The following is a 21,607-nucleotide window of genomic DNA, read 5'->3' on the forward strand; positions in this document are numbered from 1 at the left end:
CGCCTGCCAGCTAGGGCGAGTGAAACGAGTCCAGCCAGCTTACTGGCGAATTGGCTGGCTTTTTTATGCATTTTCAAATTTCGAAATCGGTTAATATTAGACCACCAAGCAAGCCATCAGAACGAGTTATATAAAGAACCCATTGCTCAGGATTAAGACCTTTTGGGTTAGCCCCCACTACACGATAAACGCCTCTATCCTCAATATTACTATAGAAGAAACCAAGGTTACTCCCTCTGCAGCTCCAAGTTCCATTGATTATTTCCACTATAGGTAGATCAGCCTCTCCAGGTTTCCAAGACTCATGCTGGATTTGCATAGTCATGTCATCCGACAAAACTAAGGTTATTAAGTATTCCGTTGTACCTTCAGATGTAAATTTATTTTCACGAAAAGCACAATCAGCATTTACTTCCAAGAAAGCGAGTACTAATACCGAAGTAAAGAATTTATTCATAATGCTTAACGCCCGGCCTTTTCGCGCGCTTTTATTGTGCGTCCCGCCACGCTTTTCAGTGGCATCAACGGCCGCTTGTTAGCAGTTATTGATGATTTCATTAAACACTTCATCATTGAGAACAAGTGGAGCCATAAAATCACGAACATATTTCTCTTTCTGATCTTGACCGGCATCGCTCCACCACCCAGATTCTTGGATATGCTTGCGTAAAAGCTCAGTTTCAATTCTTGTGTTGTCAGCAACCTGCCACTCTAGCCAGCTTTTCGCTTGAGGCTCTTTACTAGCCGCCACTAGTTCATCAAAAACTTTGAATGCAAGACTACCCGTGTATGGCGAACCCTGAGCCTCTCGTAGGCATGAGTTCTTATCGAATTTCACAGCCATCAAAGACTTGTGTAAGGCCAGTAGCTCCCAATAACTTTCAATTTCGATGTTCATATCTGGCATGACTGCTAACGCCGCATTCAGCGGCTTGTCCGCTGCAATGCTTTGTTATAAGTCACCTTACTATATCTTGATTACTGAGCTTTGGAGCCAACCGCTTAAATATAGAGTTTTCAGTGTACGGCAAATACTCAGTATGCCTAGAATAAACAAAGCCATTTTTTAATGATTTATCCGATAAATAGTTCATAATTTGGCTTTCAACCATTACACCAAAACACTTCTTTTTCGCCCCCGCACTAAACCGATCCAACCTAGCTTTCACATAATTGTTTGAGACACCTCTATGAATTTCTGTCGCTGCGGATTGTGAATCAGGATAAAGCATATTTGTTTCAGGTAGTAAATCAGTGATGTTCACCGCCACCAACCCATGAACTTTGCTTGATTTTTCTGAGCTAATTCTTTTCAAAACTTGTTTGTTAGCTTTTTTTACATTCTTCTCTATCTGAGCTTCAGACTTAACTCGCTTGCACTCAACAAAAAGCATTCCATCATCAATCAAATCAACTACAACATCACAAATTCCATTGAGAGTTACGGAGTAACCTGCTTGTATAAACCTACTAGCAATAGATAATTCGAAGAGAAAGTCTCTCGCTTGGTCGTTGTCAGTATTACCTCTGAACTCTTGCCCTGAAGTTATTTTTTTAACCTGATCAAGAAACTCCGATACCTCGACATTGCTTAGACAGTTTTTAATTCTAATTATTTCATTTACTTCAATATATGCATTATCAAAGGACCTCTTAAAGCCAAGAAGGTCATCTTCAACTATTTTCCCTTCTGCTAGATCAATAAACTTTTCAAAACATCTCTTATAAATACCATATCTGTTTTTGGAATATTCAAATCCTAACCCACTAAACCAATTACAAACTTCGTCGTACATCAAAATAAGATTATCAAAATCGTGCTCATAGTATGTAGTGGTCATAGTTCCCTCAGGGACTTATAACGCCCGGCCTTGGGGCGCGCGTTTTCTGCGCGTCCCGCCACGCTTTTCAGTGGCTTCAACGGCCGTTTGTTATGCATTGGGTGCATCACCATAGGAAATCATCGCCAATATGGTGAGCACCAGTATAGTAAGTACCAGCCAAAACAACATTCCAGAAAAAACTGCGCAAAATCCATTAGGATCAGGCTCAGATTTATTTATGGATTTACAAAGCAAATAGCCTGGACCTTTTATGAGTAACTCAAACACAATCACTACAGCGATCTGCCCAAGAATCCTACCAATCACTTTAAATACGTCACCTACTACTTCATCCAAAGTGAACTTCCTATTTGCGCTGCATAACGCTCAAAGCAGGGGCGGCGAAGCCGTCCCAGCCTGCCTTCGCTTGTTATTTGCTTGGATATTCGGAATACCATCTTGGCTCCGTTTTATCCATATTTTTAATGAAATAGTCAAACACATCCTTTGCCAGCCTATAAGGAGGCTGCTGAGTCAATAATTCGTGCCAGACTGTAGGTATCTCAGGGCCAGAAGACCTGCGATCATCTTTCTTCATATGGATAAGGCTATCACGAACAGACTTTAATCCAACGAACCCTTGCCAGCACTTGCTGCCCTTTGGCGAGTCTACACGCAGACACTCCGGTAAGACTGACGACAACTTTTCGCTCAGAGACAAATACCTTTCGATATCCTTGCTCGACATCGCCTCTAAAACTGATTCACTACGACGAGGCTTATGATAAATGAAGTCCACCGGAATATTTTCGTTTGCAAACGATTCGATGGCAGAATGAGCCATGACAACTGACTCCATAACACGCTCTAGATAATCGAACGAGTCCCGCGTCGTGACAAACATCACTTCTTTTTTTATTGAACGATCAATTCCAGACGCCTTTCGAATTTCTTGTGCTTCTATCCAAGCTCTACGAGATGCATTCAAGAACAGTGCTGTAGAGTTTGGCAATAATATTCGAATTGCCTTCTTCTTATTGACCTTTGCAACAGATAATCGAGTTACTTGGCTGCCTTTCAGCGCAATCTGCCCTGTTGAAAGACGAGTATCTTCAGCAACATAGTGAATATCCTCCATTCGCCAATCGTTATCAGGACCTTCCATGAAACCTCGCAATTAATACAAATAACGCCCGGCCTTGGGGCGCGTGCTTTTTACGCGTCCCGCCACGCTTTTCAGTGGCCTCAACGGCCGCTTGTTAGAAGGCACGTCAAACGATTCCAATAACTAGACCGCCGATCATGATGCCCCAATGAGCAGCACCATCTCGATATTCATTCAGAAGCCAAAAGTAAGCTGTCGCTAGCCCGAAGGCAATCAAGGACATAATCAAAACGCTTACAATTTGGCCACCGAACATCAAGCCCAGCAAAAGTGCAGCAACGCCATAGGTAGCAGAGCATAAAAATGGATTCTCAGTTCTATAAAGCAACTGAAGTAAGCCAACAAGTAAAAGTATCTTAAAAATCACGATTTAATCCTTCTAACAGTTTATTCGTGAGCGTGCGCGTTTTGACGCCTCGCTTCCTTTCGATGGTCTAAGCATAACCCCCTGACAGAACTATGAAAAGTGCCTGAGGCGACGCCTATTGCCAGTGTGAAAGTGTGCGTGCGCGTTTACACACCTGCACCGTCTTTACATTTGGCACACTATCACACTGAGACTCACCATAACCTTCTGATTTATATAGTTTATTTATTATTGATAGATAACAAAGTGAGCCAATAAGCTACTGACGAGTCATACAAACGCGCATTGATTTTCCAGAACGCTTCAATATACTGTTTATACATACAGTATATTTTCATGAGGAAGATTAGCATGGGAAGCAGTCCATTTCTCAATGAAGTACGTGCATCAATCAGGCTCAGAGGAATGAGTCTCCGCACAGAGAAGACATATATTTATTGAATCAGAAATTACATCCGGTATCACAATTATCGCCACCCTCGAGATATGGGTCCAGATGAGGTTATGAAGTATCTCGGCTACCTTGCAGTCAAGCGTCAGGTAGCAATCAATACCCAAAAGATAGCCTTGAACGCTATCGCATTTCTGTACAACCAGTTTCATGAGATGCCACTGGGTGATCTTAACTTCACCTTCGCTTCTCGGCCCAGAAGGCTTCCTGAAGTCCTGAATAGCAGTGAGGTTGGCGCGATCCTGCGTGTAATGAAAGGCAGAGATAAACTGATCTTTTCACTGTTATTTGGATCTGGTTTGAGGATTACGGAATGTCTTCGCCTTAGGGGTAAATATCTCAACTTCAGTCAGGGCACACTGACAGTTCGCGACGGCAAGGGCGGAAAAGATCGGGTTACGATTCTGAATCCCACGCTTCGTCCTGCGATAGAAGTGGCCATACCTTCCGGCATAGTTTTGCCACTGAACTACTTAAAAGTGGTCGTGACATCCGCACTGTTCAGGAGTTGCTGGGCCATAGTGATGTAGCGACTACTCAAATTTATACGCATGTGATCGGGCAGCACTTTGCGGGTACGTCCAGCCCGTTGGATTTTCTTTCGGCTTAGTCGGCTGCTGTAGAGTGAATAGTCATGGCGCTGGGTTCCCGCGTTCGCGGGAATGACATAACAGCTTGTGGGAATGACATAACAGCTTGTGGGAATGACATAACAGCTTGCAGGAATGACATAACAGCTTGCAGGAATGACATAACAGCTTGTGAGAATGACATAACAGCGTGTGAGAATCCCAACGCAGCTTATGGGAATGACCAGTGTCGCCTGAATCAGGCTATACTGCCTGCTTTGTTTTTACACCAGTATTGAGTTTGTTATGACACCTCCGAATATGAAGAACCCTATTCACCTGTTGGCGTTTGGTCTTGGCTCAGGTCTGGCTAAGAAGGCGCCGGGCACCTGGGGAACGCTGGCGGCGTTGCCTGTGTGGTGGTTTTTTCTGCAGGGTGTGCCAACGCTTCCTTATCTGGGCGTTCTGCTGGCAGGCTTTGCCTTTGGGGTGGTTATTTGCGAAATCACATCCCGCGATATGGGGGTACATGATTTTGGCGGTATCGTTTGGGATGAATGGATTGGCGTCTGGATTACGCTGCTGTGGCTTCCGTTCAGTGGTGATCTGGCTACTGACATGCTCTGGCTGGCCTATGGTTTTGCTTTATTCCGCTTCTTCGACATCATAAAGCCATGGCCTATCAAGTGGCTCGATGCCAAGGTTCATGGTGGGTTCGGGATTATGATCGACGACGTCATCGCTGGTATCTTCGGTTTAATTGTTGTGCAGCTAACGGCATACCTTATCTGAGTCAGAGTCACTTACTGAGCAGAGTTTTCCGGTATACGAGCGGTGTCGTACCACTCCAGCGCCGGAAAGAACGGGTAAACGTTCCCTGATCGCTGTACCCCAGCAATAATGCGATATCGAGCAGCGACAGTCCTTCATCTTCAAGATATTGATGCGCCAGCTGCTCACGCGTCCGGTCAAGCAGTTGCTTCCAGGTAATGCCACGCTCGCCCAATCTTCGCTGAAGTGTTCTGACTGAGCAATGCAGGCGTGGAGCCAGTCGCCCGATGGCAGCCTCGCCTTCCGGAAGCATACGTACAAGCTGGGCCTGGACCTGACGTTCAAACTCATCAGATTCGGCCTCAGGCAGAGCCCGGAGCATTGCTGCGGCCTGAGCTTCGAGTAGCTCTCGTAACACAGGCTCACTGCGACGCAATGGCACTGTCATCGCCTCATACGGGAAAGCGATGCCCGTCTGGTCCGCCCCCATAATCACGGGGCATTCAAAGAATGCTTCCAGTGCGCGGTGATGCCTGTCGTCTGCTTCGTGGCAGAAGCTTACTGAACGCAGGGGAATATGCAGAGCTTCATTAACCTGAAGCCGCATAAAGTGAACGAGGGCCGCTATCGCGACTTCCTCTGCAGCCGGCAGCGGTGACTTTGGCTGCCAGAAAATACCGGCCACACCGTTAGTATTTCGGGTTCTTGCAATGGGCGCACCATAGAAAAGTGTTTCATAGCGCTGGTAGATGAGCATGGCTTCACCAAGGTTGTCGCACGCCATGACCAGGTAACCGAGCACACCGACGTGCTGAGGCGTAATCATCCGGGCGACGTCCAGCGAGCAGGACGCTCCATCAGGGCGCAGGCTGAATGCCTGGTGCAACAGCGCCTGCCAGCGCTCAATTGGCACCACATCGGCAGGCCCGTAAGCGGATATCTCTGCACGAATGTCAGGCGCATGCAGCCCAATCTGGTCCATCCAGTCGGTCAGTAGACGCACCCAACTTCCATTCACTCTGATCGCAACGCTCAAACTCCCCCCCTGGCATGAAATGCTAATAGCCTGGCATGAAATACAAATATAGCGACTCAGTTTCTGGGTAAATTAGTCAAGGTGTCAAATCTGTGGAGCCTGACTGATGAGTGAATTTATAGGAGCTTTGATTTTTATTTTACTGGCTGGGCCAGTATTCGTGCTGGTGATGGCTGCCGAACGCACCTGGTTGATACGGCAAGGTAAACACGACGCGTACAACCTGAGAGAATCTCTGGCTAATATCGGAACGGGTCTGCTGTATAAGACTGGCGATGCTGCTTTTCTTATTGTTGCCGGCAGTGCCGTTTATCTCGGGGCTCAGTCGATGGGGCTGCAGTGGACATCGGGTTCAGCAGTGTTCGATTTCGCGTTGCTGTTCGTCCTGGTCGACTTTACTTTTTATTGGGTTCACCGCTTTATGCACACGGTACGCTATGGCTGGGCGGGCCACTGGGTACATCACAGCTCGGAACGCTACAATTTTTCTACTGCGCTGCGTCAGACGCCCGTGGTTTCTTTTAACGGCATTATGTTGCTGTCTCTGTTGCCGCCAGCCCTGATCGGCTTTGAGCTTAAGTACGCAATCGTCGCGCTGGAACTGAACCTGTTTATTCAGTTTTTTGTTCACACCGAAGCCGTTCGTCGCCTGCCTTCGTGGTTCGAGTTTGTATTTAATACGCCCTCTCATCACCGGGTTCACCACGGCAGCAACCCAAAACAGATTGATACCAATTTTGGCGGGGTATTTATCGTCTGGGATCGCATTTTCGGTACGTTTGTCGATGAAGAAGACGCCGGAGTAATCCGCTATGGGGTAGATAACCGACCAGCAACAACACTGAACCCAGTACGCCTCGTATTTACGGAGTTTGTGAGCATGTGCAGGGATGTGATCCGTTATCGTGATCCTCGGATTATCTGGAAGCACCCGAGCTGGGTAGAAGAAACCTATGGCCGCTGAAACGGCCATAGTTTAGGTGATCTGCCGTCAGGACAGCGGCGATCTTGGGCGGGCGATGCCATGGTCGTTCAGAAGCTGGGTCGATCGCAGTACGATGTCGCTCTGGAAGGCTTTTTCATAGCGAACATCCAGCACATACGCTTTCACCCGCAAACGGATCGCCAGCGTATGAGCGACTTCAACTTCTTCCATCACAAAGCCCACTGGCTTTTTCAGGTATGCGTAACGGCTGGTCACCACCACTTCTTCAATCAGTTTTTGTGCCTGTGATATATCGGCATCCAGAGCCAGATGAAAGTCTGCGACGACCATCATATCCAGCTCTCCGGCGTTACCTGACGCAACAACGTCTGTAATAAACCGCGAGTTCGGTATGGTGACGAGATTATCGTCCAGCGTCACCAGCCGTACGGTGCGCAATCCAATCGAAACGATTTCGCCGTAGGTATCACCAAAACTCACCCGGTCACCTACCCGGAACGGACGATCAAATAACAACAGTATGCCAGCCACCAGCGAGGCGGCGATGTCTTTTAATGCAAAACCGAGCGCAACAGCGACAGAGCCCGCTGCGGCAAAAATTAATTCTTTTGGGGGCTGTAATACTCCGATCAGCAGTCCGACGGTACCGAAGATATAGAGCGCAAAGCTGAGCAGTGTGGATATCTGCAGAATAAAGAATCGCCGCGCCGGGATCTTTTCCATCAGACGGACACTGACGTTATTTAACGCGCGGGCCACCGCCCAGAGTGCTACGCCGCCGGCCAGTAACAAAAAAATCGCATAAAAATTAAATATGCCTGCAACACTCAGCAGGCCATCGACAAGTCCGCTGGTATCATTCATGGAGCATGTTCATCCTGTTCAGAATATTTACGACGGTGTGATACCAGAGTGTGGTAATGCGGTAGCGCCCGTCATCTCCTTTTTCGATCACTTCGTCTTCCAGCGCAGCTTTGAGAGCAAAGCGCACGACGTTTTCAGGGATATTGGTGACTCTGACCAGCTCTGCTGCAGCGAGTGAACCGTGCGTGACTATGGCGGCAAAGACAAAGAGCTGATGCGAGCCTGACTTTTCAATCCTGACGCCAGATGGCATGCGCGGAATCTTCACCGTGACTTCGCCACGTCGGGTCACGACAGAGGCACGCCATAGAGTCAACGCCGTAACTGGGACGCCCCGGCTGGCATCCCACAGCAAGCTGAAATAACGCTGTTCGGCGTTTTTAAGTGTGTTATTGGCAGGCGCACGGGGATCGACCAGAACATCGTCGTATTTAAGCCGGTATCCGCTTTGCTGATTCCGGGACAGGATCAACGAGCGTATCTCTGCCTGAGTCCAGCGCTTTACCCGGATGACATTGCGCATCTGGTAATCACGCCCGAATACGTTACACAGATATGCCCAGCTCTGGTTGTTGATAACGATCAGCCAGAACACGTTAGGGGCCCGGGCATTGGTCAGGCTCAGGAGTGCACGCCACGCATCCAGGCAGCCGACATCGGCAAGAAACAGATTTTCTGCATTATTTATGACCAGTAGCGTCGGCTCGATGTTATCGCTGGCAGAGGCCAGGGCCGCCGGGCCACCACTCAGATCAACTCCTAACTCTGCACCAATCAGCGAATGCAGCACCGCAGGGTCAAGTGTCCGTGCTGGAATATCCATTTTGCGGATCTTCAACCCTTCGTGCTTTTCTTCAGCTTCTTTGCAGAATCTGCGTACGGCAGATTTCTTGCCGATTCCCGGCTCACCCGCAATCAGCAGCACGTTGTCATCATCAATATCGCTGTGCCAGGCTTCAAAATATTTACTGATCGCAGGCCCAAGACCGGTACTGATGATCGGAAAATTTTCTTCGCCATAGCTCTGGAACCAACGCAGGTAGTTCTCATCGGTACGTTCATTCGGGTCGTCGCCCGGCTCACTTTCCAGCGCCTGCTTTTTCATCCGGAACCAGCGCGCGCTGAGCCGCTGATACCAGGGAAATTCACCCAGTAACTGGTCAACAAATGCCTGCAGAAACAACACCAGATTGAGGGGAATCAGCAAAGGCAGTATCAGTACGGAGAGCTTGCCCGAGGCCATCGGCTCGAGCATAGGGTCAAAACGCTCTGGGGTAAGACGCTTGAGGTTGGTGACCAGTGACTCCCGATAAAAGCGCAGCAAAAAGCTGATCACCAGCCAGCTGAACACCCACACCAGCGCGCCGATCAACTGGCTGATAACAGCACTTTTCAGCAGGTATTCGGACAGGGCAATAACCACCCACGGGAACAACAGCCACGAGGTCACGCGGTGGGAGCGTTTTTCCAGCAGCGCGGTATTTTCGGCATTAAGATACTGACCGGCTCCCTGGCAGGTGCTCAACAGAAACCATTCGAGCGACAGATTGACCAGCACATACACAACGTACACACTGAACAACAGCGGCAGCGCACCACCGGGGCCATTAATATCGCGGTCCGGCGAAGGAACCAGCATCGCTACCCACAGCAGAATTATCCAGGGTACCAGTGGGGTAATACTGGTAATAAATCGGGTAACTGCTCTCAGCCCTTTATGCTTGATGCTGCCCGATACCAGCCTGTTATGCAGCTCCCCCAGAGCTCTGGCCAACCGGTCGGCAAACCATTTTGCCAGCCACCGCAACGGGAGGATCAGTAATAAGGGTAAGCCGGTATTCATCAACACAGAAACGCGCTCACCCGCACTCATGCCACTGAAGAGTTTGTCCCAGGCGGCAATAAAATCACCGCCAACCCGGGTGAGCTGCTGCCACTCGCGTTCAAAAACCGCGGAGTACGATTGCCACTCAGGTAAACCTGCATTCACCAGCAGTGACGCAGAAAGTAACAAAAGCACGATAAAAGCGCCGACAAAGCGCAGAGAAGATGTCATTCAGGTGTCCATTACCAGTCCAGATCGCAGCAGCTATGCTAGCAGAGCCAACGCAGATAGATAGCTTTGTGCCCCCTAACGTCGCAGCACCCTGGCCAGCACGCCCAGATTGACCAGACTCGCAAGTGAGCCAGCGACGTAGGTCAGCGCCGCCGCCATCAATATCTGACGTGCAGCGCGCATATCTTTATCATCCAGATAACGACCATTCTCCAGCAGTGGCAGTGCCTTTCCAAAACTGGCGTCCCACTCAACGGGCAGGGTCACCAGGTTGAGCAGAACACTCAACACCATTGAGACGACAGCGGCGATCAATGCCCAACGGGAAAACGCCGGATTCAGCCAGACCAGTAGCGGGGTGGCCACTAACAGCACCGGGGCAGCCCGGCTGAAAATGGTGGTCACCACCCCCAGGCCAGAGCGCAGACCAAACATGCTTTCGCGCTGATGGTGCTGAATAGCATGTCCCACTTCATGAGCCGCCACAACCACACCAGTGAGTGTGCGTCCGTCGAGCTTATCTTCCGTCAGGCGCACGGCCTTACTGGAAGGGTCATAGTGGTCGCCCATGTCTGTCACTTCGACTTTAACATCAGGGATATCCAGAAGCCCCAACAGGTGACGCGCCATATCTCCGCCCGTTCCGGGAAAGTCGCTCCGCTCCCGGCTGTGGCGGTTAAGAACGTACTTAATCCAGAATTGCGGAAGTATCATCAGCCCCAGCAACAGCAGCACGGCCAGAATCGCGGGTAACATAAGACTCTCCTGAATATAAGAACGGTCTATTTTACCCATGGATTAGGCAATAGGGGCACCTGCTGTTAGAATACGCGCCCTGTTTTACTCTGAGGGTACACCCCTTGAAGATCAATTATGTCGCCTCCTGCAAGCTGCCCACGCCTTTCGGTGTGTTCACTATGCATGGGTTTGAGGAAGCAGAGACAGGGAAAGAGCATGTCGCACTGACGATGGGTGAACTGACAGGTGATGAACCTGTTCTCCTGCGTGCACACTCGGAATGTCTGACTGGTGATGCTTTATTCAGCATGCGTTGTGACTGTGGTTACCAGCTGGAAGAAGCGCTGCGCTCGGTCTCTGAGGCCGGACGGGGGGTTGTGCTGTATCTGCGTCAGGAGGGCCGGGGCATCGGTCTTCTGAATAAGGTCCGGGCTTATAACCTGCAGGATCAGGGCGCTGATACGGTGGAGGCAAACGAACAGCTGGGCTTTGGCGCCGACATGCGTGATTACGGCATGTGCCAGCCAATGCTGGAGCACCTGGGCATCAGCGCCATCCGCCTGATGACCAACAATCCGCGCAAGGTGAAAGCTCTGTCTGATGCCGGTGTTACCGTTGCTGAGCGTCGCCCGATTGAAGTCGGCCGCAACCCGCACAATAATGGTTATCTGAACACTAAGGCCAGTAAGCTCGGGCACTTCCTGTCACATCAGGATGACGAGCCGGACGCCTGACACCCCATAAAAGAAAAGCGCCTGCAGGCGCTTTTTTTATTTCAGATCTCCGGGCTACCCTTCCTGCCCGGGTTTCTCAACATGAATGTAAATTTCATGCCCTTCAAACTGCCGCATCAACGCCTGTAGCTTAGTGACGTGACGCTCTGTCAGTGTAATACCTGACGAAAGCAGCACGGCGCCGCCTGGGCTGACGAGATTACTGACCAGCGTCATTCCCTCTTTTGCGTCGGCAATATTGATACGTTCGCGGTTAGAGATGGCCCCACCTTCGTAGTTTTCCATTACCTCGACAAACACATCCACCAGCTCGCGGTCATACCGCTGACCTGCAAGCTTCACGAGGTAAGTACGCGCGTCTTTTTCAGACAGAGGCTCGCCAAGAAAATTGGTTTCTCGCTGCAGCTCGGCGTAATCATTGACGATACGCAATATCCGCGATGCTTTCGGGATAGCATCCGCCGCCAGACGGTCCGGGAAACCCTTACCGTTGTACAGCTCCATATGAGAGCGGATGACGTTTGCTGCATTCTGCAGTGGCTCAAGCAGCATCAGCGAGGTCTGACCGTTAATGGTAAAGCGTGCGTACTCAGACTTTTCGAGATTACTCATCTGCGCGACAGATTTGTTCAGGATCGCATCACTGAGCGACATTTTGCCCAGATTACGCAGCAAAGCCGCGTAGTAGGTATCTTTGACTTCTGACGCCTCTAAACCGGCCGCCTGAGCGAAATTGCGCACGAGATCGGCAAAGCGCTCGGATGAGCCCTTCTCGTCGCCGAGGCGCATTTCCATCGTGCCGACCAGAATGTGGATCATGGAATCAAATTCGTGACGCAGCGTGCTGTAAGCTTCCTGCAATTTTGCTTCGGCCTCGCCCACTGCATCAGAAGAGGCTTCGTACTTAGCCTGCAACTCGCGATTAAGCCGCGCCAGCTCTTCATTCTGTTCTACGATATGCGCGCTGAGCTTACGGTTTGCGGCTTTCAGCTCACGGGACTCGAGTGCCTCAGACACCATGCCTCGCAGCTGATCGTTGTCCCACGGCTTGGAGATATAGCGGTAGATATTGCCTTCGTTCACTGCCTTGATGGCGGAGTCGAGATCAGAATACCCCGTCAGCAGCACCCGGATCATCTCTGGGTAAGTCTCAAAACAGGTCTTCAGAAGCTCTGCCCCTGACATGCCGGGCATACGCATATCCGAGATAATCATGTCGAACTTCTCGTTCTTCAGAATATCCAGTGCTTCCTGTCCACTGTTCGCCAGGGTCACTTCATAGTTACGGAAAAACAGGCGCTTAAGCGCCTGCAGCACGCCCTGTTCGTCATCCACGAGGAGCAGCTTTCCCTGTTTCTCCTGCGCAGGTTGTGACAGACGATCACTGAGCATTATCAGAATCTCCCGTTCGCAATGGTATGGTCAGTGAGAAGGTGGTCCCGGCCCCCGGGCGCGAGCTGACACGTATCTCACCATCGTGTTCTCTTATTAATTTGTAGCACAAAGCCAGCCCGATGCCGGTTCCTTTACCCTTTTCACGCGTTGTATAAAAAGGTTCGAAAATCCTGGACTGCACTTCTGGCGCCATTCCGGTGCCTGTATCAACGATTTCCATCAGTAACTGATCACCGACTATCCGCTGATAGACTCCCAGAGATCCGGGCGTCGCTTTCTCTTCCAGAGCATGCACGGCATTGACGAGAATATTCATGACCACCTGGGCGATCTGCGATGGATTACAACGCGTCAGGGGCACTTCGGTCAGGCGGGTTTCAAAACTGATGTCATCCGATAAACGGCTTTCAATAATGTGAAAGACCGCCGGCAGGTCGGCATTGATATCGGTGAGTGATTGCCCCTCCGAGCCGCCATGACTGAGAGTGCGCATGTCGTTGATGATCTGCTCAATGCGCTGCACGCCGTTGATGCAGTCACGTACACGCACCGGGGCATTCTCACAGACAATGGCAATATTCAGATCCTGATACCCCGACAGCGTCTGCTGATAGAACGGGTTACGGATATCAAGATGATCGGAGGCGTTATCAAGCAACCGGATGAACTCATTGAGCGCCTCCAGGTCATCCACCAGTCCGTTCAGATTGCTGTCGATATACGCGAGGGGGTTATTGATTTCATGGGCGATGCCTGCTGCCATTTCGCCTAGGGTCGCCAACTGTTCAGCCGAATGCATACGTTCGGAAAGTACAACTTCATCCTGATGCCGACGTTGTTGCAGTATCAGGTACAGCAGCCCGGCCACCAGCATCGCCATCGCTGCCGCCAGCCAGGGAATCACCGGAGAATGAAAGCCGGCCTGCATCAACCGGGTATCAAACCGCAAGCTCAGCTGTGGAAGAAAAAAGTCGTCAAAGTAGATTGCATCACCAGACTCCGGCCCACCCACCGAAGAGACCAGACGGGTATCAACCCCCGTAATACCTGCATCACGCAGCAGCAGGGTCATCCAGTCCTGCAGATTAATCACCAGCGCCAGGCTCTGCTCGCCCTGCATCAGATAAAGGTCAACCATAGAGGCTTCGCGGGTATCTTCAGGGAACCCGATTGTGCCGGTCATCGACTCTAACTGCAGACGGATCTGCCAATGATCCGGATCGGGGGATTCGCCCATCGGCTGAAGTTCGGTGCTCTGCCAGAGCGGCGAGCTGAAGGTTGCACCATCGTTGCGGGCTTGCTGCAACTGACGCCAGACATCATTGATCAGTTCGTAATAGTCACGCAGTGCCCGGACGTACACCCGCTCCAGAACGCTCGCGGTAATCTGGCGGACACGCTGTTGTTCATACCAGGACACGCCGGCATAGGTCAGCAGACCTACCAGCAGAACAATGAACGTGACAGATAAACCACGGCGATGACGCACCCGCACCTCCCGGAAGGCAGCCTATCTTTTCAGTAAAGCAGGCTTTTATCAGGAAGCGCGGATAAAAAGAGATTTCAGGCTGACTTAGCCGACATGCGGATAGTGGCGGCGGACAACAGACAGGATAGCTGTCGCATCCAGACCAGAATCACGGCGTTGCTGCGCCGGACTGTCATGATCAATGTACTGATCCGGCAGCCCCAGCATCTCAACAACTGGACGGGCGTTAGAGGTTGCCAGCACCTCCATCACAGCCGAACCAGCGCCTCCCATGCGGGCGTTTTCTTCCACTGTAATCAACAGATCATGACTCTCTGCAAGCTTAAGAATCAGAGACTCATCAATCGGCTTCACGAAGCGCATGTCTGCGACCGTGGCATCAACAACTCCGGCGGCCTGCAGTGCATCGGCAACAACAGGGCCAAACGCCAGAATAGCGACGCGATTGCTTTCTGCACCGCTCTCACGGCGGATAATCCCGCGCCCCAGCGGATACGCTTCGGGTTCACCGTCGATGCTGGCGCCCGTGCCACTGCCGCGTGGGTAGCGCACTGCCGCCGGGCCTTCGTGACGATACCCGGTGTACAGCATATTGCGGCACTCGGCTTCATCGGAGGGGGTCATGATTACCAGATTCGGAATGCAGCGCATATAGCTGATGTCATAGGCACCATGATGGGTCGGGCCATCCTCACCCACCAGACCTGCGCGATCGATTGCGAACAGGACATCAAGATTCTGCAGGGTCACATCATGAATCAGCTGGTCATACGCCCGCTGCAGGAAGGTCGAGTAAATCGCAACGACCGGCTTGCTGCCCTCACAGGCGAGGCCTGCGGCGAGCGTCACTGCGTGCTGTTCAGCAATCGCAACGTCAAAATAGCGATCAGGAAACTCCTGAGAGAAGCGCACCATGTCCGACCCTTCACGCATGGCCGGTGTGATACCGACGAGGCGAGGATCTGCGGCGGCCATCTCACATAACCATTTTCCGAACACGTTGGAATAGGTCAGTTTCTTAACCGCAGGAGCTTTCTGCCTGATCGATTTCAGCGCGTGATAGCCGATAGGGTCTTCTTCTGCTGGGGTAAAGCCTTTCCCTTTTCGGGTAACGATGTGCAGAAAACGCGGCCCTGGCAGCTTTTTCATGTTCTCCAGGGTGTTTACTAACTCATCCAGGTCGTGTCCGTCGACCGGGCCGTAGTAGTTGAAGCCCAGCTCTTCGAACAGAGTCCCCGGTGCCACCATCCCTTTCATGTGTTCTTCTGTGCGCTTGGCGAACTCCCATGCTGCGGGAATTTTCTCCAGTACTTTCTTGCTGCCTTCGCGCATAGCAGCGTACGTCTGGCTGGACCAGATGCGGGTAAAGTATTTATTCAGCGCACCGACATTGTTCGAAATCGACATGTCGTTATCGTTGAGGATCACCAGCATATCGGCCTTTTCATGGCCCGCATGATTCAGTGCTTCGAAAGCCATCCCGGCGCTGATCGCACCGTCACCAATCACGGCAACACTTTCACGGGCAATGCCCTGCTGGCGGAAAGAAAGCGCCATGCCGAGCGCTGCACTGATCGAGGTACTGGAGTGCCCAACGCCAAAGGTGTCGTACTCGCTTTCGCTGCGCAGAGGAAACGCCGCTGGCCCTTCAGCGCTGCGGATTTTCGGCATCTGCTCCCGGCGCCCGGTCAGAATCTTGTGAGGATATGCCTGATGGCCTACATCCCAGACGATGCGGTCATCCGGGGTATTAAAGACGTAATGCAGCGCTATAGTCAGTTCAACAACCCCGAGACCCGCACCAAAATGTCCGCCGCTCTGACCGACACTGAAGAGAAGGTACTCGCGCAGCTCGGTACTGAGGTCTTTCAGTTGAGCGGCATTTAACCCACGCAGGTCTGCCGGTGAATCAATCAGATCCAGCAAAGGGGTTTCGGGGCGTTGCGAGGGAATCTCGTTAAACATCTGACTGCAGTGGTATCCGCTTATGGTGAACACCGGACGGGCCGGTCGGAATAAAGGGCGCCATTCTAACGGCTGACGCCGCCGATGAGTAGTAATAACTCAGTCGACGGCACCTGAGACAGGGAGCTTAGTGATCCCGTTCGATAATGTAATTGGCCAGAGCGGCAAGCGTGGCGGTGTCGCCAGGCACATCGGCGAGCGCCGCGTGTGCTTCTGCGATCAGATCCGTTGCCCGCTGCCGGGCACCATCTATGCCGAGCAGTGCCGGGTAGGTCGGCTTATTCAGCGCAAGGTCAGCCCCCTGCTGTTTACCCAACACGGCGGTATCACCTTCGATGTCGAGAATATCGTCCTGTACCTGAAAGGCGAGGCCGATAGCGAGGGCGTAACGGGTCAGCGCGTCTTCCACCGCAGGCGTCAGAGACTCAGTCGCCACCGCAGCGCCCATTAACACGGCTGCCAGAATCATGGCTCCGGTCTTATGGCGATGCATATTTTCCAGCTGGTCCAGCGTCATGGCTTTGCCAACGTGGCCCAGATCAATGCACTGCCCGGCAACCATGCCACTGGCTCCGGCTCCTTTGCCAAGAATGCGGATCAGCGTCAGGCGCTGACGGTCTGTCAGATCGGGCGCACTGGCGAGCAATTCAAACGCACCATTGAGCAGGGCATCGCCAGCGAGAATGGCCGTCGCCTCATCAAATGCGATGTGGCAGGTTGGCTTACCGCGGCGGAGATCATCGTTATCCATAGCCGGAAGGTCATCGTGTACAAGGCTGTAGCTATGGATCATCTCGATCGCAACGGCGGCGGTATCCGCCTGTTGCTCTGGTGCCCCCAGCGCTTCAGCGGTGGCGTATACCAGATAAGGCCGGAGGCGCTTGCCGCCATTCATCACGCCGTAATGCATCGCTTCGGCAAGGCGAGGGTCGGCAATGTTAAGAGTGGCGAGTTTTTCTTCGGTGAGACGAGCGATACGTTCCTGGAGGGGCTTCAGGTTCATTCGCCAGGCTCCGCATTAAACGGAATGCCCTCAGAGACACCATTGCGTTCCATCAGGATCTGTACCCGCTGCTCGGCTTCTGATAGGGCGGTCTGACACTGACGGGTCAGGCCAATCCCACGTTCAAAGGCTGCCAGGCTGTCTTCCAGACTGAGTTCACCGCTTTCCATCCGGTTCACCAGCGCTTCCAGCTCCGCCAGTGCAGATTCAAATTCAAAAGGGGGTGTTTTCTCAGTCATGGGCTCTCTCCGGAATTGTGCGGCAACACTAACCGCCACGCCCGGGCGGGTCAATATGGCTTTTTTTTACTTATGACAGGAAGAAACCGGGGAAGCGTCTAAACTCTGTTACAAAGGCATGGTCCCTGCGGTTACATAGATAAAGGAGTACACGTGGATCTCGCGTCATTAGTCGGTCTTGTCGGGGCCTTCGGTATCGTTATTTTCGCAATGATGCTGGGCGGCTCTATAGGAATGTTTGTCGACGTCCCGTCGGTACTCATTGTGATCGTCGGTAGTGTATTTGCCGTCATGATGAAGTTCGAACTGGGGCAGTTTCTGGGGGCAATGAAAGTCGCAGGTAAGGCCTTCTCATTCAAGATGGCGAAACCTGACACTCTGGTCGGTGAAATCGTCGAACTGGCCGGCCTGGCCCGCAAAGGCGGGCTGCTCTCCCTGGAAGGTAAAGAAGTCAGTGAAGCATTTCTGAGCAAAGGCATTCAGCTGCTCGTAGACGGCCATGACCCGGATGTCGTGCGTACACTTCTGAATAAAGAAATGAAACTGGCCAGTACCCGGCATGACATGGCCATTGGTGTATTCAAGAGCATGGGGGACGTTGCACCGGCGATGGGGATGATCGGAACGCTGATCGGCCTGGTTGCCATGCTCGCCAACATGTCCGATCCAAAGGCAATCGGCCCGGCAATGGCAATCGCACTTCTGACGACACTATATGGTGCGATGATCGCAAACATGATTGCTCTCCCGATTGCCGACAAACTGAATCTCAGAAAAGAAGAAGAAGACCTCCTGAAGACAATGATTATTGATGCACTTCTGGCAATTCAGAGCGGTCAGAATCCGCGTGTCATTGAATCCATGTTGCTGGCCTACATTCAGGAAGGCAAACGCGCAGTCTCAGGTGATTAAGCATGTCTGCTGAAGAAGAAGAATGCCCACCCTGCCCCGCCGGAATACCGGCGTGGGTGATGACATTCGCCGACCTGATGTCGCTGCTGATGTGCTTCTTCGTGCTTCTGCTCTCGTTCTCAGAGATGGATGCACAGAAGTTCAAACGTCTGGCAGGCGAGCTCAGGGATGCGTTCGGTGTTCAGACACTGATTAATGCGAGCGATCCCCCGAAAGGGACAAGCGTGATCGCACGGCATTTCAGTCCGTCGATACCGGAGCCCACTCCGATTAATGAGATCCGGCAGAAAACCAGTGACATTACCAAGAGCTCGCTGGAAGTGTTATGTCAGGATGAAATTACCCAGCAGGAAACCCGCCAGGGCGATCAGGGTATGCAGACACGGGAAGTGGTCGTTCCGGCAGAAGATGTCGAGAACAAAAAAACGGAAGAAGAAGCGATGGAGATCGCAGCTGCTCTGGAAGCAGAAGTCGCATCGGGCCAGGTAGAAATCGAAACCGTGGGTAAAAAGATCATTATCCGTATCCAGCAGCGTGGCGCCTTCCGCTCAGGGTCTGACTATATCGAAGACCGGTTCTTGCCGGTGATCGACAAAATCCGGGAAGTACTGGTGGATATCCCCGGCAAAATTTCGGTGGAAGGCCACACTGATGATATTCCGGTTTCAGGCGGACGCTTCCGCTCAAACTGGGGATTATCGACAGCACGGGCAGTCGCATTTGCGCAGGAGCTGTTTGTCGCCCCTGAAATGGACGCCGACCGCTTTCAGGTTGTTGGCCATGCCGATAAAAAACCACTGGTGCCGAATACAGACGATGCCGCCCGGGAACGCAACCGCCGGGTAGAAATTGTCATTCTGCGTACCCATGAGAACGATGATGATGACCAGCCTGAAATTATGCCGTCTCAACAGGAAATCGACGATGCAGCGACCGCTCAGCCGGAAGATTTCGAACTCAACCCGAATGAAATTTTCTGATAGAAAGGAGGACTGATATGGAAGAACGTCGCCGTTATTTCCGTCTGGATGACGAGGTGATTCTCGACTTCGAGCCCGTCAGCCAGGACGAAGTGCGCCGCTGGAAAGAGCGCAAAACCGATCAGCGCAACGAGCTGGCAGAACTGGATCGTGATATTGCTGCACTGCTGCACCGTCTTCAGGCGCAGGCTCCGGCCGTGGCAGGGTTATGCGAGTTACTCAACCGCAAAATCAACCTGCTGCACGCGCATCAGCCCAGCACTCTGACAGAGACTGAGATCCGGACCCGGGTGAATCTCAGTGCCTGTGGTATGTCGTTCCGGACCGGAGAGCCCCTGGCAGAGCACGATAACCTCAGACTGCAGATGCAACTGAAGCCGTCCAATGTACCCGTCACTCTTATGGGCAGCATCGTCGGAGTTGAGCAGGTGGATGATAGCGAAGCTCCGTATCTGGTCCGCGTGAATTTCGACGGACTGCGCGAAGCTGAACAGGAAATTCTGATTCACCACCTCTTTCAGCTGCAGTCCCGCCGCCTCCAGGCCAACGCACAGGCTCTCAACGACGCCTGCTGATTTCTCCGGGCATTTGTTATCATGCAGCAGACTTACTTTAAGGAGCTGCCTGATGACAGGCCCGCGCATCTATTCTTCAGAAACCTTGATTCCTGGCCAGCAGGTGGCACTCGATGAGCAGGCGGTAACACACTTAGTTCGGGTGTTGCGCATGCAGTCCAGCGATACCTTCCGCCTGTTTAATGGTGATGGTCACGAGTACAGCGCGAGCCTTCTGGTAGAGAGCAAAAAATACGCATCAGCCATCATCGGGGAGATTCTGCGTAGTGATGCGAACATGCCACTGGCGCTGCATCTTGGGCAGGTCATGTCGAAAGGCGACCGGATGGACTTTACGGTTCAGAAGGCAACAGAGCTGGGCATTCGTGAAATAACCCCCCTGAGCAGCGAGCGCTGTGATGTCCGCCTGAAGGGCGAGCGCATGGATAAGAAACGCGAACACTGGCAGAGGGTCGCCATTTCTGCCTGTGAACAGTCAGGCCGGAACAGCATCCCCGTCATTCATGATCCGGTTAACCTGAGCGACTGGCTGACTGCCGTCGAAGCCGATCGCAAACTTCTGCTCCATCCGCATAATCAGAAACCACTGAACAGTGATGAGCAACCTCAGAGTGTTGCCATTCTGGTCGGCCCTGAAGGCGGGTTCAGCGATCCGGAAGTCATGCTGTGCCAGCAACAGGGCTTTGATGGCTTGCTGTTGGGGCCGCGGATTCTGCGCACAGAAACCGCAGCACTGACAGCGCTTAGTGTGATTCAGTATGTGTGGGGGGATTTCCGCTGACCAGGCGGATGTACTTCCAGTCCCAGTAGGACGACAGAAAATACAGACCGATAAAGAGCGTCGCCCACCACTCGATGATGCGCTTACCGTTCGTCATCTCAATGCCAACCGTCACACCGGCAAACGCAATAAACATAAACCAGAGTACCGCCATAAGACCTGTTTTAGCACGGAAACTCGGCACACGGAGCCCCATGCGTCGCGCTTTAAATGTCAGCACATAGCTGATCGTTAATGCGACGAGCATGCCCTGGAAGAAAATATTCGCCCCTTTGACATGCACAAACCAGTTAGTATCTTCATCCGCAGGCAGTAATACTGCTGTGCCCACCAGCAGACCGAGCGCTGCCAGCGTACCGAAAAATTGCATAAAACCCAGTGCGATACGGCCACTGTAATCCGCGAGCCAGACACGCTGCAGTTGCCACCAGATAATAAAAAATGAGCATGACGCGATCATGCCACCACGGAAAATAAATCCGGCATCGCCCTTCATTCCCGTATGGGTAATGTCTGTGCACCCTTCAATAAAAGGATTACAAAGCAGCGCCGTACCGTCACTGGTACCTACCCAGTAGGTCACAGCAATCGTCCCCATCGACAGCACGCAGGAAATCAGCGCAATAAATTGTCCGAATGACATAGGTGTTCCCCTTTCCAACCGGCGCACATCATAGCACCCACACGAGAGGTCGTCCCACCCGATTGAACAGGGTAAACTGCAGCGGTTAAAAAAATTCCGGGGCAG

23 protein-coding genes and 1 pseudogene are annotated in these 21,607 nt (G+C 52.0%); 8 read left to right on the forward strand and 16 right to left on the reverse strand.

Annotated features, from left to right (window positions below):
- Positions 1-73 precede the first annotated feature (73 nt).
- The 6 genes from Q1L85_RS11280 to Q1L85_RS11305 form a co-directional block, all read right to left on the reverse strand.
- On the reverse strand, positions 74-457 hold the full coding sequence (locus Q1L85_RS11280; protein WP_300426897.1) for a hypothetical protein: 384 nt from the start codon (positions 455-457) through the stop codon (positions 74-76).
- A gap of 78 nt (positions 458-535) precedes the next feature.
- On the reverse strand, positions 536-898 hold the full coding sequence (locus Q1L85_RS11285) for a hypothetical protein (protein ID WP_300433161.1): 363 nt from the start codon (positions 896-898) through the stop codon (positions 536-538).
- A gap of 61 nt (positions 899-959) precedes the next feature.
- Positions 960-1,841 carry a hypothetical protein gene (locus Q1L85_RS11290; protein ID WP_300426894.1) on the reverse strand — a complete coding sequence of 294 codons (882 nt, stop codon included), beginning with the start codon at positions 1,839-1,841 and terminating at the stop codon, positions 960-962.
- Positions 1,842-1,931: 90 nt separating this feature from the next.
- Complete coding sequence (locus Q1L85_RS11295) at positions 1,932-2,180, reverse strand: hypothetical protein (protein ID WP_300426892.1); 249 nt, start codon at positions 2,178-2,180, stop codon at positions 1,932-1,934.
- Between the two features lie 73 nt (positions 2,181-2,253).
- A complete protein-coding gene (locus tag Q1L85_RS11300) occupies positions 2,254-2,988 on the reverse strand; it encodes a hypothetical protein (RefSeq protein ID WP_300426891.1) in 735 nt (244 codons plus the stop codon).
- 106 nt (positions 2,989-3,094) lie between these two features.
- Positions 3,095-3,355, reverse strand: a complete 261-nt coding sequence (locus Q1L85_RS11305; protein WP_300426890.1) for a hypothetical protein — start codon at positions 3,353-3,355, stop codon at positions 3,095-3,097.
- A gap of 486 nt (positions 3,356-3,841) precedes the next feature.
- Here Q1L85_RS11305 and Q1L85_RS11310 point away from each other — a divergent pair.
- Both Q1L85_RS11310 and Q1L85_RS11315 read left to right on the forward strand, forming a co-directional pair.
- A pseudogene (locus Q1L85_RS11310) lies at positions 3,842-4,416 on the forward strand (tyrosine-type recombinase/integrase).
- A 265-nt stretch (positions 4,417-4,681) separates the two neighbouring features.
- On the forward strand, positions 4,682-5,167 hold the full coding sequence (locus tag Q1L85_RS11315; RefSeq protein ID WP_300426889.1) for a phosphatidylglycerophosphatase A: 486 nt from the start codon (positions 4,682-4,684) through the stop codon (positions 5,165-5,167).
- A gap of 7 nt (positions 5,168-5,174) precedes the next feature.
- Here the strand turns inward: Q1L85_RS11315 and Q1L85_RS11320 are convergent, their stop codons facing one another.
- A complete protein-coding gene (locus Q1L85_RS11320; protein WP_300426888.1) occupies positions 5,175-6,182 on the reverse strand; it encodes an AraC family transcriptional regulator in 1,008 nt (335 codons plus the stop codon).
- Between the two features lie 106 nt (positions 6,183-6,288).
- Here Q1L85_RS11320 and Q1L85_RS11325 point away from each other — a divergent pair, with 106 nt between their 5' ends.
- Positions 6,289-7,146: a sterol desaturase family protein gene (locus tag Q1L85_RS11325; protein WP_300426886.1), complete on the forward strand. Its 858-nt coding sequence runs from the start codon at positions 6,289-6,291 to the stop codon at positions 7,144-7,146.
- Between the two features lie 27 nt (positions 7,147-7,173).
- On the opposite strand, the gene Q1L85_RS11330 is transcribed toward Q1L85_RS11325, so the two are convergent.
- From Q1L85_RS11330 to Q1L85_RS11340, 3 genes are all read right to left on the reverse strand, one after another.
- Positions 7,174-7,992, reverse strand: coding sequence for a mechanosensitive ion channel family protein (locus Q1L85_RS11330; protein WP_300426885.1), 819 nt, complete (start codon positions 7,990-7,992; stop codon positions 7,174-7,176).
- Positions 7,985-10,048: a hypothetical protein gene (locus Q1L85_RS11335; protein WP_300433166.1), complete on the reverse strand. Its 2,064-nt coding sequence runs from the start codon at positions 10,046-10,048 to the stop codon at positions 7,985-7,987. Before Q1L85_RS11335 ends, Q1L85_RS11330 begins: the two co-directional genes overlap by 8 nt.
- Before the next feature lie 75 nt (positions 10,049-10,123).
- Positions 10,124-10,804, reverse strand: coding sequence for a zinc metallopeptidase (locus Q1L85_RS11340; RefSeq protein WP_300426883.1), 681 nt, complete (start codon positions 10,802-10,804; stop codon positions 10,124-10,126).
- A 104-nt stretch (positions 10,805-10,908) separates the two neighbouring features.
- Here Q1L85_RS11340 and ribA point away from each other — a divergent pair, with 104 nt between their 5' ends.
- On the forward strand, positions 10,909-11,520 hold the full coding sequence (gene ribA / locus Q1L85_RS11345) for a GTP cyclohydrolase II (protein ID WP_300426882.1): 612 nt from the start codon (positions 10,909-10,911) through the stop codon (positions 11,518-11,520).
- Between the two features lie 54 nt (positions 11,521-11,574).
- Here ribA and Q1L85_RS11350 read toward each other — a convergent pair whose 3' ends face one another.
- The 5 genes from Q1L85_RS11350 to Q1L85_RS11370 all read right to left on the reverse strand — a co-directional run bounded on the left by Q1L85_RS11350 (position 11,575) and on the right by Q1L85_RS11370 (position 17,611).
- Positions 11,575-12,912, reverse strand: a complete 1,338-nt coding sequence (locus Q1L85_RS11350) for an HD domain-containing phosphohydrolase (protein ID WP_300426881.1) — start codon at positions 12,910-12,912, stop codon at positions 11,575-11,577.
- A complete protein-coding gene (locus tag Q1L85_RS11355; RefSeq protein ID WP_300433169.1) occupies positions 12,902-14,404 on the reverse strand; it encodes a sensor histidine kinase in 1,503 nt (500 codons plus the stop codon). Before Q1L85_RS11355 ends, Q1L85_RS11350 begins: the two co-directional genes overlap by 11 nt.
- A gap of 84 nt (positions 14,405-14,488) precedes the next feature.
- A complete protein-coding gene (gene dxs, locus Q1L85_RS11360) occupies positions 14,489-16,369 on the reverse strand; it encodes a 1-deoxy-D-xylulose-5-phosphate synthase (RefSeq protein ID WP_300433171.1) in 1,881 nt (626 codons plus the stop codon).
- A 127-nt stretch (positions 16,370-16,496) separates the two neighbouring features.
- On the reverse strand, positions 16,497-17,372 hold the full coding sequence (ispA, locus tag Q1L85_RS11365; protein ID WP_300433173.1) for a (2E,6E)-farnesyl diphosphate synthase: 876 nt from the start codon (positions 17,370-17,372) through the stop codon (positions 16,497-16,499).
- A complete protein-coding gene (locus Q1L85_RS11370) occupies positions 17,369-17,611 on the reverse strand; it encodes an exodeoxyribonuclease VII small subunit (protein ID WP_300427902.1) in 243 nt (80 codons plus the stop codon). Before Q1L85_RS11370 ends, ispA begins: the two co-directional genes overlap by 4 nt.
- A gap of 153 nt (positions 17,612-17,764) precedes the next feature.
- Here Q1L85_RS11370 and pomA point away from each other — a divergent pair, with 153 nt between their 5' ends.
- Genes pomA through Q1L85_RS11390 form a run of 4 tightly spaced genes read left to right on the forward strand, consistent with a single transcriptional unit; the run spans position 17,765 to position 20,859 of the window.
- A complete protein-coding gene (gene pomA, locus Q1L85_RS11375; RefSeq protein ID WP_300427901.1) occupies positions 17,765-18,523 on the forward strand; it encodes a flagellar motor protein PomA in 759 nt (252 codons plus the stop codon).
- Between the two features lie 2 nt (positions 18,524-18,525).
- Positions 18,526-19,503 carry a flagellar motor protein MotB gene (locus Q1L85_RS11380; protein ID WP_300427900.1) on the forward strand — a complete coding sequence of 326 codons (978 nt, stop codon included), beginning with the start codon at positions 18,526-18,528 and terminating at the stop codon, positions 19,501-19,503.
- A gap of 17 nt (positions 19,504-19,520) precedes the next feature.
- Positions 19,521-20,078 carry a PilZ domain-containing protein gene (locus Q1L85_RS11385; RefSeq protein WP_300427899.1) on the forward strand — a complete coding sequence of 186 codons (558 nt, stop codon included), beginning with the start codon at positions 19,521-19,523 and terminating at the stop codon, positions 20,076-20,078.
- Positions 20,079-20,130: 52 nt separating this feature from the next.
- The gene (locus Q1L85_RS11390) at positions 20,131-20,859 is read left to right on the forward strand and encodes a 16S rRNA (uracil(1498)-N(3))-methyltransferase (protein WP_300427898.1); all 729 of its coding nucleotides are present in this window, start codon (positions 20,131-20,133) and stop codon (positions 20,857-20,859) included.
- Here the strand turns inward: Q1L85_RS11390 and Q1L85_RS11395 are convergent.
- A complete protein-coding gene (locus tag Q1L85_RS11395) occupies positions 20,822-21,502 on the reverse strand; it encodes a hypothetical protein (protein ID WP_300427897.1) in 681 nt (226 codons plus the stop codon). The two genes, Q1L85_RS11390 and Q1L85_RS11395, sit on opposite strands and share 38 nt — an antisense overlap.
- Between the last annotated feature and the right edge of the window lie 105 nt (positions 21,503-21,607).

Origin of the sequence: uncultured Thalassolituus sp. (assembly GCF_950066645.1) — a bacterium.
Classification (GTDB): Bacteria; Pseudomonadota; Gammaproteobacteria; order Pseudomonadales; family Oceanobacteraceae; genus Thalassolituus.